This is a genomic window from Streptococcus sp. HMSC077F03 (assembly GCF_001812375.1).
GTDB classification, from domain to species: domain Bacteria; phylum Bacillota; class Bacilli; order Lactobacillales; family Streptococcaceae; genus Streptococcus; species Streptococcus oralis_S.
Window position 1 is genome coordinate 25,991 of the sequence record NZ_KV808793.1, and the last position, 14,740, is coordinate 40,730.

At 42.5% G+C, this 14,740-nt stretch carries 17 protein-coding genes; 16 read left to right on the forward strand and 1 reads right to left on the reverse strand.

Annotated features, from left to right (window positions below; all coding sequences use genetic code 11):
• Window positions 1-243 precede the first annotated feature (243 nt).
• The 9 genes from HMPREF2853_RS05365 (at window position 244) to deoD (ending at window position 8,338) form a co-directional block, all read left to right on the forward strand.
• The gene (locus HMPREF2853_RS05365; protein WP_000280277.1) at window positions 244-1,299 is read left to right on the forward strand and encodes an ABC transporter permease; all 1,056 of its coding nucleotides are present in this window, start codon (window positions 244-246) and stop codon (window positions 1,297-1,299) included.
• Between the two features lie 13 nt (window positions 1,300-1,312).
• Entirely contained in the window at window positions 1,313-1,993 is a 681-nt protein-coding gene (locus HMPREF2853_RS05370; protein ID WP_000125730.1) for an ABC transporter ATP-binding protein, read from the forward strand.
• Between the two features lie 125 nt (window positions 1,994-2,118).
• Window positions 2,119-3,048, forward strand: coding sequence for a peptidase U32 family protein (locus tag HMPREF2853_RS05375; RefSeq protein WP_070535165.1), 930 nt, complete (start codon window positions 2,119-2,121; stop codon window positions 3,046-3,048).
• Between the two features lie 105 nt (window positions 3,049-3,153).
• Window positions 3,154-3,837: a ribose-5-phosphate isomerase RpiA gene (rpiA, locus tag HMPREF2853_RS05380; protein WP_000429269.1), complete on the forward strand. Its 684-nt coding sequence runs from the start codon at window positions 3,154-3,156 to the stop codon at window positions 3,835-3,837.
• A 23-nt stretch (window positions 3,838-3,860) separates the two neighbouring features.
• Window positions 3,861-5,072, forward strand: a complete 1,212-nt coding sequence (locus tag HMPREF2853_RS05385) for a phosphopentomutase (protein WP_000033121.1) — start codon at window positions 3,861-3,863, stop codon at window positions 5,070-5,072.
• 1 nt (window position 5,073) lies between these two features.
• Entirely contained in the window at window positions 5,074-5,634 is a 561-nt protein-coding gene (locus HMPREF2853_RS05390) for a DUF1697 domain-containing protein (protein ID WP_000199122.1), read from the forward strand.
• Window positions 5,631-6,440: a purine-nucleoside phosphorylase gene (locus HMPREF2853_RS05395; protein WP_000143377.1), complete on the forward strand. Its 810-nt coding sequence runs from the start codon at window positions 5,631-5,633 to the stop codon at window positions 6,438-6,440. Before HMPREF2853_RS05390 ends, HMPREF2853_RS05395 begins: the two co-directional genes overlap by 4 nt.
• Before the next feature lie 4 nt (window positions 6,441-6,444).
• On the forward strand, window positions 6,445-7,155 hold the full coding sequence (locus HMPREF2853_RS05400; protein ID WP_001263736.1) for a type 1 glutamine amidotransferase: 711 nt from the start codon (window positions 6,445-6,447) through the stop codon (window positions 7,153-7,155).
• A gap of 472 nt (window positions 7,156-7,627) precedes the next feature.
• Window positions 7,628-8,338 carry a purine-nucleoside phosphorylase gene (gene deoD / locus HMPREF2853_RS05405; protein ID WP_000022091.1) on the forward strand — a complete coding sequence of 237 codons (711 nt, stop codon included), beginning with the start codon at window positions 7,628-7,630 and terminating at the stop codon, window positions 8,336-8,338.
• A 32-nt stretch (window positions 8,339-8,370) separates the two neighbouring features.
• Here deoD and pavA read toward each other — a convergent pair whose 3' ends face one another.
• Window positions 8,371-10,026, reverse strand: a complete 1,656-nt coding sequence (gene pavA / locus HMPREF2853_RS05410; protein WP_000006734.1) for an Rqc2 family fibronectin-binding protein PavA — start codon at window positions 10,024-10,026, stop codon at window positions 8,371-8,373.
• Window positions 10,027-10,130: 104 nt separating this feature from the next.
• Here pavA and ybeY point away from each other — a divergent pair, with 104 nt between their 5' ends.
• The 7 genes from ybeY to rpmG are packed head-to-tail and all read left to right on the forward strand — an operon-like array spanning window position 10,131 to window position 14,733.
• Window positions 10,131-10,628 carry an rRNA maturation RNase YbeY gene (gene ybeY, locus HMPREF2853_RS05415; protein ID WP_070535167.1) on the forward strand — a complete coding sequence of 166 codons (498 nt, stop codon included), beginning with the start codon at window positions 10,131-10,133 and terminating at the stop codon, window positions 10,626-10,628.
• Window positions 10,609-11,004, forward strand: a complete 396-nt coding sequence (locus HMPREF2853_RS05420) for a diacylglycerol kinase family protein (protein ID WP_000378180.1) — start codon at window positions 10,609-10,611, stop codon at window positions 11,002-11,004. Before ybeY ends, HMPREF2853_RS05420 begins: the two co-directional genes overlap by 20 nt.
• Before the next feature lie 16 nt (window positions 11,005-11,020).
• Window positions 11,021-11,920, forward strand: coding sequence for a GTPase Era (gene era, locus HMPREF2853_RS05425; RefSeq protein WP_070535169.1), 900 nt, complete (start codon window positions 11,021-11,023; stop codon window positions 11,918-11,920).
• Between the two features lie 48 nt (window positions 11,921-11,968).
• Window positions 11,969-12,793 (forward strand): DNA-formamidopyrimidine glycosylase, encoded by an 825-nt coding sequence (mutM, locus tag HMPREF2853_RS05430; RefSeq protein ID WP_070535171.1) that lies wholly within the window; start codon window positions 11,969-11,971, stop codon window positions 12,791-12,793.
• Window positions 12,793-13,398: a dephospho-CoA kinase gene (gene coaE / locus HMPREF2853_RS05435; RefSeq protein ID WP_070535173.1), complete on the forward strand. Its 606-nt coding sequence runs from the start codon at window positions 12,793-12,795 to the stop codon at window positions 13,396-13,398. Before mutM ends, coaE begins: the two co-directional genes overlap by 1 nt.
• Window positions 13,385-14,584, forward strand: coding sequence for a multidrug efflux MFS transporter PmrA (locus HMPREF2853_RS05440; protein ID WP_070535175.1), 1,200 nt, complete (start codon window positions 13,385-13,387; stop codon window positions 14,582-14,584). Before coaE ends, HMPREF2853_RS05440 begins: the two co-directional genes overlap by 14 nt.
• A complete protein-coding gene (rpmG, locus tag HMPREF2853_RS05445; protein ID WP_007519517.1) occupies window positions 14,584-14,733 on the forward strand; it encodes a 50S ribosomal protein L33 in 150 nt (49 codons plus the stop codon). The genes HMPREF2853_RS05440 and rpmG overlap by 1 nt, the downstream gene beginning before the upstream one ends.
• Window positions 14,734-14,740: the final 7 nt, after the last annotated feature.

The window sequence follows — 14,740 nt, forward strand, 5'->3', positions numbered from 1 at the left end:
TTACACTTAAAACAGATGACATGACCTTCTCTTTTATAAATATACTGAGAAAGAAAAGGATAACTTATATAAATTGATAGTAAGCTGAGGCTTTTCCTAAGATGATTTGTTAAGTTGCTACCCTGATTTATTTTAAAAAGTATTGGTAGGAGTTGTTTTGAATGGATGATAAGACAGAGATTCTGTCTATTGGTCTGGGTGGCTTTTAAACTACCTCTGGGGAAAAGTAAAAAGGAGATAAGCATGTATCTTGCTATCAAAGAGATATTACGAAACAAACTTCGATATAGTTTGATTCTAACTACCATTTTTCTTATCGCTTTCATGGTCTTTTTTATGACCAGTCTAGCTCTTGGTCTTGTGCGAAACAACCGAGCAGCTATTGATAATTGGCAAGCGACGGGTGTCGTTTTATCCGACTACGCAAATGATAATTTGACAGCATCCTTTATTCCTGAAAAGGACTACAAGGACAAGAGTTCTGAAGAGGCTGCTCCATTGGGCTATATGTTCGCTGTAACCAATCTAGTCGATGGTAGTGAAAAGGTCAATGTTTCCATTTTTGCTCAAAACTGGGACTCTTTTATCTCTCCTAGTTTGACGGAGGGTCGTTATCCTGAAGGAGATGATGAGGTTGTCGTGGATCAGTCTTTTGAGAACTATGGGATGAAGCTAGGTGATGCCATTCAGCTCAATGGAAGTGATTCAAGTTACAAGATTGTAGGCCTGACTCAAGGAAATAAGTTTTTCACTGAGCCTGTTGTCTTTACGAGTCTGACAACTTATTGGACCTTACAAGGAACCTTGAAAGCCAATCGTTCCATCACTGCCTTGGTATTGAAAAATGACATAGAAGTGTCTGGCGATGGACTGAAACAGATTTCCATTCCAAAAATGATTTCGAAAATTCCTGGTTACACACCTCAGGTGAATGTATTTTCAGGAATGATTCTCGCTATGATTGTCATTACAGGCTTGATTGTGGGGATTTTTGTTTATATCATTACCATCCAAAAACTAGGCCTTTATGGAATAATGCGAGCTCAAGGGATACAGATCAAAACCATTGTATGGTCTCTATTCTGTCAAATCTTCCTCCTAGCTGGTATGGGGATTGCTTTAGCCTTGCTGGCAATCGGAGGAGTGATTTTAGTCTTACCAGCTACCTTCTTTTTCTATCCAAGTTGGATAGCCTACTCTGTCCTAAGTTTGGTAATTTCCTTGATGGCCCTTCTAGGTGGTGTCATTTCACTTCCACGCTTGTTAAAGGTGGACCCGATTACTGCGATTGCAGAATGATAAGGAGAATAGTATGACAGCATTGATTGAAATGAATCAAGTGACAAAAACCTACGGGGAAGGAAAGATGAAAGTCGTAGCCCTGCATGAGACGAATTTTCAGCTAAATGCGGGAGAGTTCGTAGCTATCGTTGGACCTTCAGGTTCCGGAAAGACGACCTTTCTAACAACTCTAGGACAACTACAGGAAGCATCGAGTGGAAAGATTCTAGTCAAGGGGAAGGAAACAGGCAGTTTGACGGAGAAGGAAAAAACAGATCTCCGTTTTAGAGAGTTTGGTTTCATTCTCCAGGCTTCAAACTTAATTCCTTTTCTAACGGTCAAGGAACAGCTAGATTTGATAGACAGACTAGATAAGGGGAAAAATAGTAAAAGTGACCGAAAAGAGCTGTTTGACTTGTTGGATTTGGAAAAAGTTCAAAATCATTATCCCAAAGCTCTATCGGGTGGTGAACGTCAACGTGCCGCGATTGCTAGAGCGCTCTATAACAATCCAAGCATTGTGCTTGCAGATGAGCCGACAGCCAGTCTTGACACTGAGCGTGCTTACCAAGTAACGGAGATGCTGGCTGCCATTGCCCATGAACAAGGTAGAGGAGTTGTTATGATTACGCACGATACTCGTCTTCTTGATAAGGTTGATCGTATTTATGTCATGAACGATGGCCACCTAGTTGAAGAAACACATGCATAAAATAGAGTGAATGGTACAAGTTACTGTTCACTTTTTTGATTGGAAAAGATAGAAACAAGTTTAACTTTTTGTGAAACTCTCAGTAACCATAGCTGATTTTTGAGAAATGTGGTATAATCTTCCTTATGGAAAAGATTATCATTACAGCAACTGCTGAAAGTATTGAACAAGTTGAACAACTACTCGAAGCTGGCGTAGACCGTATCTATGTCGGTGAGAAAGATTTTGGCCTTCGTCTGCCAACGACTTTTAGTCATGACCAATTGCGTGAGATTGCTAAGTTGGTTCATGAAGCTGGCAAAGAATTGATTGTTTCGGTTAATGCCCTCATGCACCAAGATATGATGGACCGTATCAAGCCTTTCCTAGACTTCTTGGAAGAAATCAAGACAGACTATATTACTGTTGGGGATGCAGGTGTCTTTTACGTTGTCAATCGCGATGGTTATTCCTTTAAGACCATTTATGATGCTTCAACCATGGTAACAAGCAGTCGTCAGATTAACTTCTGGGGTCAAAAGGCTGGCGCCTCTGAGGCGGTTTTGGCGCGTGAAATTCCATCTGCTGAACTCTTCAAGATGCCAGAGATTTTGGAAATTCCTGCTGAAGTATTGGTTTATGGGGCTAGTGTCATTCACCATTCTAAGCGTCCGCTCTTGCAAAACTACTATAACTTCACGCACATCGATGATGAAAAGACACGTAAACGTGACCTCTTCTTAGCAGAACCGAGTGACCCTGAGAGCCATTATTCTATCTTTGAAGACAATCATGGTACTCACATCTTTGCCAACAATGACCTTGATTTGATGACCAAATTGACAGAATTGGTCGAGCACGGCTTTACTCACTGGAAGCTAGAGGGGCTCTACACACCTGGTCAGAATTTTGTAGAAATTGCTAAACTCTTTATCCAAGCACGTAGCTTGATTCAAGAGGGGAATTTCAGCCATGACCAAACTTTCTTGTTAGATGAGGAAGTGCGCAAGTTACACCCTAAAAACCGTTTCCTCGACACAGGATTCTATGATTACGATCCTGATATGGTTAAATAGGACACCAAAACCCGAAATAAAAATGTTCGGGTTTTTCCAGTGTATCCATGAAATAAAAACGGATACATGTTATAATAAAAATAGCTCTTTAATGGAGGTGTTTGAGTGGAAAATCTGAAGAAAATGGCAGGTATCAAGGCTGCTGAGTTTGTCAAGGATGGCATGGTAGTCGGACTTGGAACGGGCTCTACTGCCTACTATTTCGTAGAAGAAATCGGTCGTCGGATTAAGGAAGAAGGTTTGCAGATTACTGCTGTGACAACTTCCAGTGTGACTAGTAAACAGGCTGAAGGTCTTAACATCCCGCTCAAGTCAATTGATCAAGTAGACTTTGTCGATGTGACGGTTGATGGGGCGGATGAAGTAGATAGCCAGTTTAACGGAATCAAAGGCGGTGGTGGTGCCCTTCTGATGGAGAAGGTTGTGGCAACACCCTCAAAAGAATACATTTGGGTGGTAGATGAAAGCAAACTAGTAGAGAAACTAGGTGCTTTTAAATTGCCAGTAGAAGTGGTTCAGTATGGTGCAGAACAGGTCTTTCGTCGGTTTGAACGAGCTGGCTACAAACCAAGTTTCCGTGAAAAAGACGGCCAACGTTTTGTGACCGATATGCAGAACTTTATCATTGATCTTGCCTTGGATGTCATTGAAGATCCGATTACTTTCGGGCAAGAAATGGACCATGTCGTTGGTGTCGTAGAGCATGGCTTGTTCAACCAAATGGTGGACAAGGTCATCGTAGCGGGACGAGATGGTGTTCAGATTTTAACTTCAACAAAAGCAAGATAACTAAAATAATAAGGAGACAGATTATGTCAAAATTTAATCGTATTCACTTGGTGGTACTGGATTCTGTAGGAATCGGTGCTGCGCCAGATGCCAATAACTTTGTCAATGCAGGGGTTCCAGACGGAGCTTCTGACACACTGGGACACATTTCAAAAACCGTTGGTTTGAATGTACCAAACATGGCTAAAATCGGTCTAGGAAATATTCCTCGCGAAACGCCGCTTAAGACTGTACCAGCTGAAAGCAATCCAACAGGTTATGCAACAAAATTGGAAGAAGTTTCCCTTGGTAAGGATACCATGACTGGTCACTGGGAAATCATGGGACTCAACATTACCGAGCCTTTCGATACTTTCTGGAACGGATTCCCAGAAGAAATCCTGACAAAAATCGAAGAATTTTCAGGACGCAAGGTCATTCGTGAAGCCAACAAACCTTACTCAGGGACAGCTGTTATCGATGATTTTGGACCACGTCAGATGGAAACTGGGGAGTTGATTATCTATACTTCAGCTGACCCTGTTTTGCAGATAGCTGCCCACGAAGACATCATTCCTTTAGATGAATTGTATCGTATTTGTGAATATGCGCGTTCGATTACCCTTGAGCGTCCTGCCCTTCTAGGTCGTATCATTGCCCGTCCATATGTTGGTGAACCAGGTAACTTCACTCGTACAGCAAACCGTCGTGACTTGGCCGTTTCTCCATTTGCACCAACCGTTCTCGATAAACTCAATGAAGCAGGTATCGATACTTATGCTGTTGGTAAAATCAACGATATCTTTAACGGCGCTGGTATCAATTATGACATGGGCCACAACAAGTCAAACAGCCACGGAATTGATACACTATTGAAGACCATGGGACTTGCTGAATTTGAAAAAGGATTCTCTTTTACAAACTTGGTTGACTTTGATGCCCTTTATGGCCACCGTCGCAATGCTCATGGCTACCGTGATTGCTTGCATGAGTTTGATGAACGCTTGCCTGAAATTATCGCAGCCATGAGAGAGAATGATCTTCTTTTGATTACTGCGGACCATGGAAATGACCCAACCTATGCAGGAACAGACCACACTCGTGAATATATCCCACTTTTGGCTTACAGTCCTTCCTTTAAGGGAAATGGTGTCATTCCAGTTGGACATTTTGCAGATATCTCAGCGACAGTTGCGGATAACTTTGGTGTTGAAACTGCCATGATTGGGGAAAGTTTCTTAGATAAATTGGTATAAGATGACGCGATATGCTTTACTTGTTCGGGGAATTAATGTCGGTGGGAAAAATAAGGTTGTCATGGCGCAACTTCGTCAAGAACTGACAGAGTTGGGACTGGAAAAGGTTGAGACCTACATCAACAGTGGCAATATTTTCTTTACTTCGACAGACCCCAAAGCCCGATTGGTTGAAAAGTTAGAGGCTTTCTTTGAAGTCCATTATCCGTTTATTCAGAACTTTTCTTTACTGAGTCTTGAGGACTTTGAAGCGGAACTTGAAAATCTGCCTGAATGGTGGACCAAAGATTTTACACGAAAGGATGTCCTCTTTTACACGGAGGGCTTGGATGTGGCTCAAGTCATTGAGACAGTTGAAAGTTTGGAACTAAAAGATGAAGTGGTTCATTTTGGAAGACTTGGGATTTTCTGGGGGAAATTTTCTGAAAAATCCTACTATGCAACTACCTATCACAAGTACTTGCTCAAGATGCCTTTCTATCGCAACATCACCATTCGCAATGCAAAAACTTTTGACAAAATCGGTCAAATGCTAAAAAATAATAAAGGAGACACACAATGACATTTTTAGATAAGATCCAAGAAACAGCTGCTTTTCTGAAAGATAAGGGAATCCAAGCACCTGAGTTTGGTTTAATCCTTGGATCAGGTCTGGGAGAATTGGCAGAGGAAATCGAAAATCCTGTTGTAGTAGACTATGCAGATATTCCAAACTGGGGCCGTTCGACAGTAGTCGGTCACGCTGGTAAATTGGTATATGGTGAACTTTCAGGCCGCAAGGTCTTGGCTCTTCAAGGTCGTTTCCATTTCTACGAGGGAAATCCTCTTGAAGTCGTGACTTTCCCAGTACGTGTGATGAAAGTTCTCGGATGTGAAGGTGTCATTGTAACCAATGCAGCTGGAGGTATTGGATTTGGTCCTGGTACCTTGATGGCTATCTCAGACCATATCAATATGACGGGGCAAAACCCATTGATGGGTGAAAACTTGGATGATTTTGGTCCACGTTTCCCAGATATGTCTAAAGCCTACACACCAGAATATCGTGCTATTGCCCATGAAGTGGCTAAGAAACTTGGTATCAAGCTTGATGAAGGTGTCTATATTGGTGTAACCGGTCCGACTTATGAAACACCTGCAGAGATTCGTGCCTATAAGACATTGGGAGCAGATGCAGTTGGTATGTCCACTGTTCCTGAAGTGATTGTGGCAGCTCACTCAGGCTTGAAAGTACTCGGTATTTCATGTATCACTAACCATGCTGCTGGTTTCCAAGAAGAACTCAACCACGAAGAAGTTGTAGAAGTGACAGAGCGTGTCAAAGGCGACTTCAAAGGCTTGCTTAAAGCGATTCTTGCTGAATTGTAATGTCATGAGAGTTCACTTTATTTTACATGAGACATTTGAGGTTCCAGGCGCATATCTAAAATGGGCTCTAGAACGAGGTCATCAAATTACATCAACAAAGGTTTATGAAAAAGAACCTCTTCCTGAAACAATTGACGGGATTGATTTTCTGATTGTCATGGGTGGTCCTCAATCACCTGATGAGGATAGAGAAAACTTCCCATACTATGATCCAAAGGCTGAGCTTGCTTTTATGAAAGAAGCGATTGCTGCAGATATCTATATTGTTGGTGTCTGTCTTGGTGCGCAACTCCTATCTGTTGCCTATGGTGCGAAGTATGAACATAGTCTAGAGCGCGAGATCGGCGTTTATCCTGTGACATTGACGATGCAAGGTCTAACAGATCCTCATGTCAGCTTGTTCGGAAAAAACATAGAAACCGGCCACTGGCACGGTGATATGCCAGGGCTGACAGAGGATGCTGTTGTTCTTGCGACGAGTCAAGGTTGTCCACGTCAGATTATTCGTTTCAGTCCAAAACATTATGCCTTTCAGGCTCATTTGGAATTTGATCCAGACGCAATAGAGTTATTGATTGCTGCGGATGGTGAGGAGAAATTAAGAGAGCAAAGTGAAAAGTTGCCTTTTGTTCAAACACCAGAAGAATTACGTGGAAACGATTATTCTGAAATGAATGCAAAACTGTATGTATTTTTAGATTCATTGGTAAACTAGGAATTACAGAAAGGCAGAGTATCTGAGTTATAGTCAAACTCGGGCTAATTGTTCTGTGAAATATTTAATTTTAAAATCAAGAAAGAAAGGATGGGTAAACCGTATTTGTTGAACTGAATACGGGCGGAGAACTGTGTAAAAAAGATAAACTGTCTAGCATCTGCGATGCTTCGTCAGTTTCCTATTTTTACATTGTTCTCTGTCGCTATCCTAAATATACAAAAAGAAAGGTAGAGTGAAGTGTTCTGATTTGAACACGAGCGGAAAACTTTTCTAAAACATTGAAAGGTAGGGTAGTTTGGTTTTGAATTGAACCCGAGCTATTCTCCTATTTATCATCAAAATTAAGAAAGAAAGGAATTGAACCCACCCTAAAAGCAGTGGGAAAAAGATAGTTGGTCTAGCGAGCATCGCTCACTGCGCCCAACTCCTATTTTCCCTTCGCTTTTTGACGGGTTTGGTATCTTAAATTATGTCTATCCATATTGCTGCTCAGCAGGGTGAAATTGCTGATAAAATTCTTCTTCCTGGGGATCCTCTTCGTGCGAAATTTATTGCGGAAAACTTCCTTGAAGATGCTGTTTGTTTTAATGAAGTGCGTAACATGTTTGGTTACACTGGTACTTACAAGGGTCACCGTGTATCTGTCATGGGAACTGGGATGGGGATGCCTTCCATTTCGATTTATGCGCGTGAGTTGATTGTGGACTATGGTGTAAAGAAATTGATCCGTGTGGGAACTGCGGGTTCATTAAATGAAGATGTTCATGTCCGTGAATTGGTCTTGGCGCAGGCGGCTGCAACCAACTCAAACATTATCCGCAACGACTGGCCACAGTATGATTTTCCACAAATCGCTAGTTTTGATTTGCTAGACAAGGCCTACCATATCGCCAAAGAACTTGGTATGACCACCCACGTTGGGAACGTTTTGTCATCAGATGTCTTTTACTCAAACTACTTTGAAAAGAATATCGAGCTTGGTAAATGGGGAGTCAAGGCTGTGGAAATGGAAGCAGCGGCTCTTTACTATCTTGCTGCCCAACACCACGTTGATGCACTTGCTATCATGACCATTTCTGATAGCTTGGTCAATCCAGATGAAGACACTACGGCAGAAGAACGCCAAAATACCTTCACTGATATGATGAAGGTTGGTTTGGAAACCTTGATTGCAGAGTAAAATGTAAAAGAAAATCCTGATTTCAAGTGGAATCAGGATTTTTTCATAGATGCGATTTTTTCTGGGTCTGGTGTAACGCGGAGGGTCTTTTGTCCTGTGTAGGTTACAAAACCGGGTTTGCCACCAGTTGGTTTATTGAGTTTTTTCACTTCAATCATATCTACCTGAACTAGATTTGACAAGCGCCCTTTGGAAAAGTAGGCCGCTAGTTCTGCCGCATCTGTTTTAACTTCATCAGATGGATCAAGATTTCCTGAGATGACGACGTGGCTTCCAGGAATGTCCTTGGCATGGAACCAAAGTTCCTCCTTGCGGGCCATTTTAAAGGTCAATTCCTCATTTTGCAGGTTGTTTCGTCCGACATAGATGATGGTCTTGCCATCGCTCGCCAGATACTGTTCTGGTTTTTTGCGTTTCTGAATTTTCTCGCGTTGGCGTCTTCTAATAAAGCCAGTTTGGATCAATTCTTCACGGATTTCAGCGATTTCCTCCAGCCCAGCTTGATTGAGAACAGTCTCGACACTTTCTAGATAAAGGATGGTAGCCTTGGTTTCCTCAATCAGCTCAGTAAGGTATTTGACTGCTTCTTTGAGTTTCTGGTAACGCTTAAAATAGCGTTGGGCATTCTGACTGGGAGTCAAGGCCTTATCAAGCGCAATGGTGATAGGTTGATTGGTGTAGTAGTTGTCCAAGGTAACCTGATCTTGGTCATTAGGCACTTGGTGGAGGAAGGTTGTCAACAATTCCCCTTTTTGGCGAAATTCCTCAGCATTGTCTGTTGCCAGTAATTCTTTTTCTTGTTTTTTCAGCTTATGTCGATTTTTTTGAAGTTCATTTTCAACGCGACGAATCAGTTCACTGGCTTGCTGTTTGACACGGTCCCGTTCAGCCTTGTCCTTATAGTAGGTGTCCAGCAAGTCAGAAAGACTGGTAAAAGGCTCTCCCACCTGATTTGCAAAAGGAACTGGGCTGAAAGAAGTCTCCGTTAGGAAAGGCTTGGTTTCTTGCCCGAAGAAGTTTCGGAAAGTAGACAGTTTATCACTGACAAGAATGTTTTCCAATTCATTTGCCGTATCACGTCCCAGACCTTGAAAGAGACTTTGAAGATTTTTTGCCGTTAGTTCTTGGGTTTGCAAGATTTCAAAAAGTTTTTCATCCTGGATAGTAAAAGGGTTGCGGGATTCGGTACTTGGGGGAGCGATATAGGTCGATCCGGGGAGCAAGGTGCGGTAGCTGTTTTGTGAAAAACCAACGTGTTTGATGACTTCGAGGATTTTATGGCTACTTTTATCCACGAGAAGAATATTACTGTGTTTGCCCATAATCTCTATAATCAGAGTCGCCTGGATATGATCTCCAATTTCGTTTTTATTGGAAACCGTGATTTCCACAATACGGTCATTTTCGATTTGCTCGATCGACTCAATCAGGGCACCCTGCAAATACTTTCTCAAAACCATGATAAAAGTGGAAGGTTGGGCTGGATTTTCAAAGGTTGTTTGGGTCAGCTGGATGCGACCAAAAACGGGATGAGCAGAGAGGAGCAGGCGATGGCTTTGGCGATTGCTGCGGATTTGCAAGACCAATTCTTGTTCAAAAGGTTGATTGATTTTCTGGATGCGACCATTGACTAACTCTCTTCGCAATTCCTCAATCATGTGGTGTAAAAAAAATCCGTCAAATGACATCGTTCTCTCCTTGTGATTGTATTCCATAGTATTATATCAAAAAGGTAGAATAAAATCATGGAAATATGGTATAATAAAGCCAAGTAAAGAGAATCGAGAAGTACATGTATATTGAAATGGTAGATGAAACTGGTCAAGTTTCACAAGAAATCTTGCACCAAACCCAAGAAATTTTGGAATTTGCAGCCCAAAAAATAGGAAAAGAAGACAAGGAGATGGCAGTCACTTTTGTGACCAACGAGTGTAGCCACGAACTCAATCTCAAGTACCGTGATACGGATCGTCCGACAGATGTCATTAGCCTTGAGTATAAACCAGAGTTGGACATCTCCTTTGACGAAGAGGATTTGCTTGAAAATCCTGAATTGGCAGAGATGATGTCTGAGTTTGATGCCTATATTGGGGAACTGTTCATCTCTATCGATAAAGCGCATGAGCAGGCTGAGGAATATGGCCACAGCTTTGAGCGTGAAATGGGCTTCTTGGCAGTACACGGCTTTTTACACATTAACGGCTACGATCACTACACTCCGGAAGAAGAAGCGGAGATGTTCGGTTTACAAGAAGAAATTTTGACAGCCTATGGACTCACAAGACAATAAACGAAAATGGAAAAATCGTGACTTGGTATCCAGTTTAGAATTTGCCCTTACAGGAATTCTGACTGCTTTCAAGGAAGAACGCAATATGCGAAAACATGCAGTGACGGCTCTAGTAGTCATCCTTGCAGGTTTTGTTTTTCAGGTGTCACGAATTGAATGGCTCTTTCTCCTAATGAGCATTTTCTTAGTAGTAGCATTTGAGATTATTAACTCCGCTATCGAAAATGTGGTGGATCTAGCCAGTCACTATCACTTTTCTATGTTGGCAAAGAAAGCCAAGGACATGGCAGCAGGTGCCGTGCTAGTGGTCTCTCTTTTTGCTGCGGTGACAGGTGCACTTATCTTTATCCCACGTATTTGGGATATACTATTTTAAACACTAAGAGGAAATTATGACATTTAAATCAGGTTTTGTAGCTATTTTGGGACGTCCCAATGTTGGGAAGTCAACCTTTTTGAATCACGTCATGGGGCAAAAGATTGCCATTATGAGTGACAAGGCGCAAACAACGCGTAATAAAATCATGGGGATTTACACCACGGATAAGGAGCAAATCGTCTTTATCGATACACCGGGAATTCACAAGCCAAAAACAGCTCTTGGGGATTTCATGGTGGAATCTGCCTACAGCACGCTTCGTGAAGTGGATACCGTTCTTTTCATGGTGCCAGCTGATGAGCCACGTGGAAAGGGTGACGATATGATTATCGAGCGTCTGAAAGCTGCCAAGGTTCCTGTGATTCTGGTGGTGAATAAGATTGATAAGGTTCATCCTGATCAGCTCTTGGCTCAGATTGATGATTTCCGTAACCAGATGGACTTTAAGGAAATTGTTCCTATCTCAGCCCTTCAAGGAAATAACGTTTCCCATCTAATCGATATTCTGAGTGAAAATCTGGAGGAAGGTTTCCAGTATTTCCCAGCTGATCAAATCACAGATCATCCTGAGCGTTTCTTGGTTTCAGAAATGATTCGTGAGAAGGTTCTTCATTTGACTCGCGAAGAGATTCCTCATTCTGTCGCAGTAGTGGTCGACTCTATGAAGCGTGATGAGGAGTCTGACAAGATTCATATCCGTGCAACTATCATGGTGGAGCGAGATAGCCAAAAGGGGATTATCATCGGAAAAGGTGGCGCCATGCTCAAGAAAATTGGGACCATGGCTCGTCGTGATATCGAACTCATGCTAGGGGACAAGGTCTTTCTAGAAACTTGGGTCAAGGTCAAGAAAAACTGGCGTGATAAAAAGCTAGATTTGGCTGACTTTGGCTATAATGAAAAAGAATACTAAGTAGAGGTGGGCTCATGCCTGCTTCTTGTTTTTACAGAAGGAGGATTTATGCCTGAATTACCTGAGGTTGAAACGGTTCGTCGTGGCTTAGAAAAATTGATCTTGGGAAAGAAGATTTCTAGCCTAGAGATTCGTTATCCTAAGATGATCAAGACGGATTTGGACGAGTTTCGAAAGGAAGTGCCTGATCAAGTAATTGAGTCAATAGGACGCCGTGGAAAATATCTACTTTTTTACCTGACAGACAAGGTCTTAATTTCCCATCTGCGGATGGAGGGCAAGTATTTTTATTATCCAGATCAGGTTCCTGAACGCAAGCATGCCCATATTTTGATTCGGTTTGAAGATAGTGGCACTCTTGTTTATGAGGATGTGCGCAAGTTTGGTACTATGGAATTGCTGGCACCCGACCTTTTGGATGCCTACTTTATTTCCAAGAAACTAGGCCCTGAGCCAGGAGAGCAGGACTTTGATTTGCAGGTCTTTCAAGCTGCTCTATCCAAGTCTAAAAAGCCTATCAAATCTCATCTCCTAGACCAAACCTTGGTAGCTGGTCTAGGTAATATCTATGTGGATGAGGTCCTCTGGCGAGCTCAGGTTCATCCAGCTAGACCTTCCCAAACTTTGACAGCAGAAGAAGCGACAGCCATTCATGACCAGACCATTGCTGTTTTGGGGCAGGCAGTTGAAAAGGGCGGCTCCACCATTCGGACCTATACCAATGCCTTTGGGGAAGACGGAACCATGCAGGACTTCCATCAGGTCTATGATAAGACTGGACAAGCATGTTTCCGCTGTGGTACCATCATTGAGAAAATCCAACTAGGCGGACGAGGCACCCACTTTTGTCCAAACTGTCAAAGGAGGGACTGATGGGAAAAATCATTGGAATCACAGGAGGAATTGCCTCTGGTAAGTCAACCGTGACAAATTTTCTAAGACAGCAAGGTTTTCAAGTGGTTGATGCTGACGCAGTCGTCCACCAGCTACAAAAACCTGGTGGTCGTCTTTATCAACTCTTAGTTCACCACTTTGGGCAGGAAATTATCCTCGAAAATGGAGAACTCAATCGCCCTCTCCTAGCTAGTCTCATCTTTTCAAATCCTGAGGAGCAAGAATGGTCTAAACAAACCCAAGGAGAGATTATTCGTGAGGAATTGGCTGCACTGAGAGACCAGTTAGCCCAGACAGAAGCGATTTTTTTCATGGATATTCCCCTGCTTTTTGAACAGGACTACAGTGCTTGGTTTGATGAAACGTGCCTGGTCTATGTGGATCGAGATGTTCAGGTGGAACGTTTCATGAAACGGGATCAACTTTCTAAGGAAGTAGCAGAGTCGCGTTTGGCCGCCCAATGGTCTTTAGAGAAAAAGAAAGATTTGGCCAGTCATGTTCTAGATAACAATGGCAGTCGTGATCAGCTTGTGGCTCAAGTAGTGAAGTTACTTGAAGGAGGCGATAGCTGTGCAAGAGATTAGTTGGAAAGAGAATCTTCGTGTCGCCTGGTTCGGTAGTTTTCTAACGGGCGCCAGCATTTCCTTGGTCGTCCCTTTCATGCCTATCTTTGTAGAGCAGTTGGGAATTGAAGGAGACCAAGTTGCTTTTTATGCTGGATTAGCCATCTCAGTTTCGGCTGTTTCAGCAGCTCTAGTTTCTCCTATCTGGGGTATTCTTGCTGACAAGTACGGTCGAAAACCCATGATGATTCGAGCAGGTCTTGCCATGACCATTACGATGGGAGGTTTGGCCTTTGTTCCGAATATCTATTGGCTACTCTTTTTGCGCTTGCTCAATGGTGTATTTACTGGTTTTGTCCCCAATGCAACAGCCTTGATCGCTAGTCAGGTACCGAAAGATAAGTCGGGAGCGGCTCTGGGAACTCTATCTACAGGTGTTGTTGCAGGAACACTGACGGGTCCCTTTGTTGGAGGCTTTATTGCTGAAATTTTTGGCATTCGCAATGTCTTTTTATTGGTAGGCGCTTTCCTATTTTTAGCTGCAATCCTAACCATTTTCTTTATCAAGGAAGATTTTCAGCCAGTGGCTAAGGAGAAGGCTATCCCAACGAAAGAAGTATTTTCTTCTTTCAAGTATCCTAGGCTTTTAGTGAATCTATTTTTGACGAGCTTCGTCATTCAGTTTTCAGCTCAATCAATTGGCCCCATTTTAGCTCTCTATGTGCGGGACTTAGGGCAGACTGAGAATCTCCTCTTTGTATCAGGATTGATCGTATCCAGCATGGGATTTTCTAGCATGATGAGTGCTGGAATTCTAGGAAAACTTGGCGATAAGGTAGGGAATCATAGATTGTTGGTCGCGGCGCAGATTTATTCCGTCATCATTTACCTTCTTTGTGCCCATGCAACCACCCCCCTTCAACTTGGCTTGTATCGTTTTCTCTTTGGTTTGGGAACAGGTGCTCTCATACCAGGTGTCAATGCCCTTCTTAGCAAAATGACTCCAAAATTAGGTATTTCAAGGATTTTCGCCTTCAACCAGGTCTTTTTTTACCTCGGTGGAGTGATTGGACCTATGGCGGGATCCGCAGTTGCAGGATATTTGGGCTACCATGCTGTCTTTTATGCGACAGCAGCCTGTGTGGCTTTCAGTTGTTTGTGTAACTTAGTGCAATTTAGATCATTATTAAAAGTAAAGGAAATCTAGTGCGAGTAAAAATCAATCTCAAGTGCTCCTCTTGTGGCAGCATGAATTATCTAACCAGTAAGAACTCCAAAACTCATCCAGACAAGATTGAGGTGTTAAAATATTGTCCAAAGGAAAGAAAAGTAACTTTACATCTTGAATCTAAGTAGAATTTAT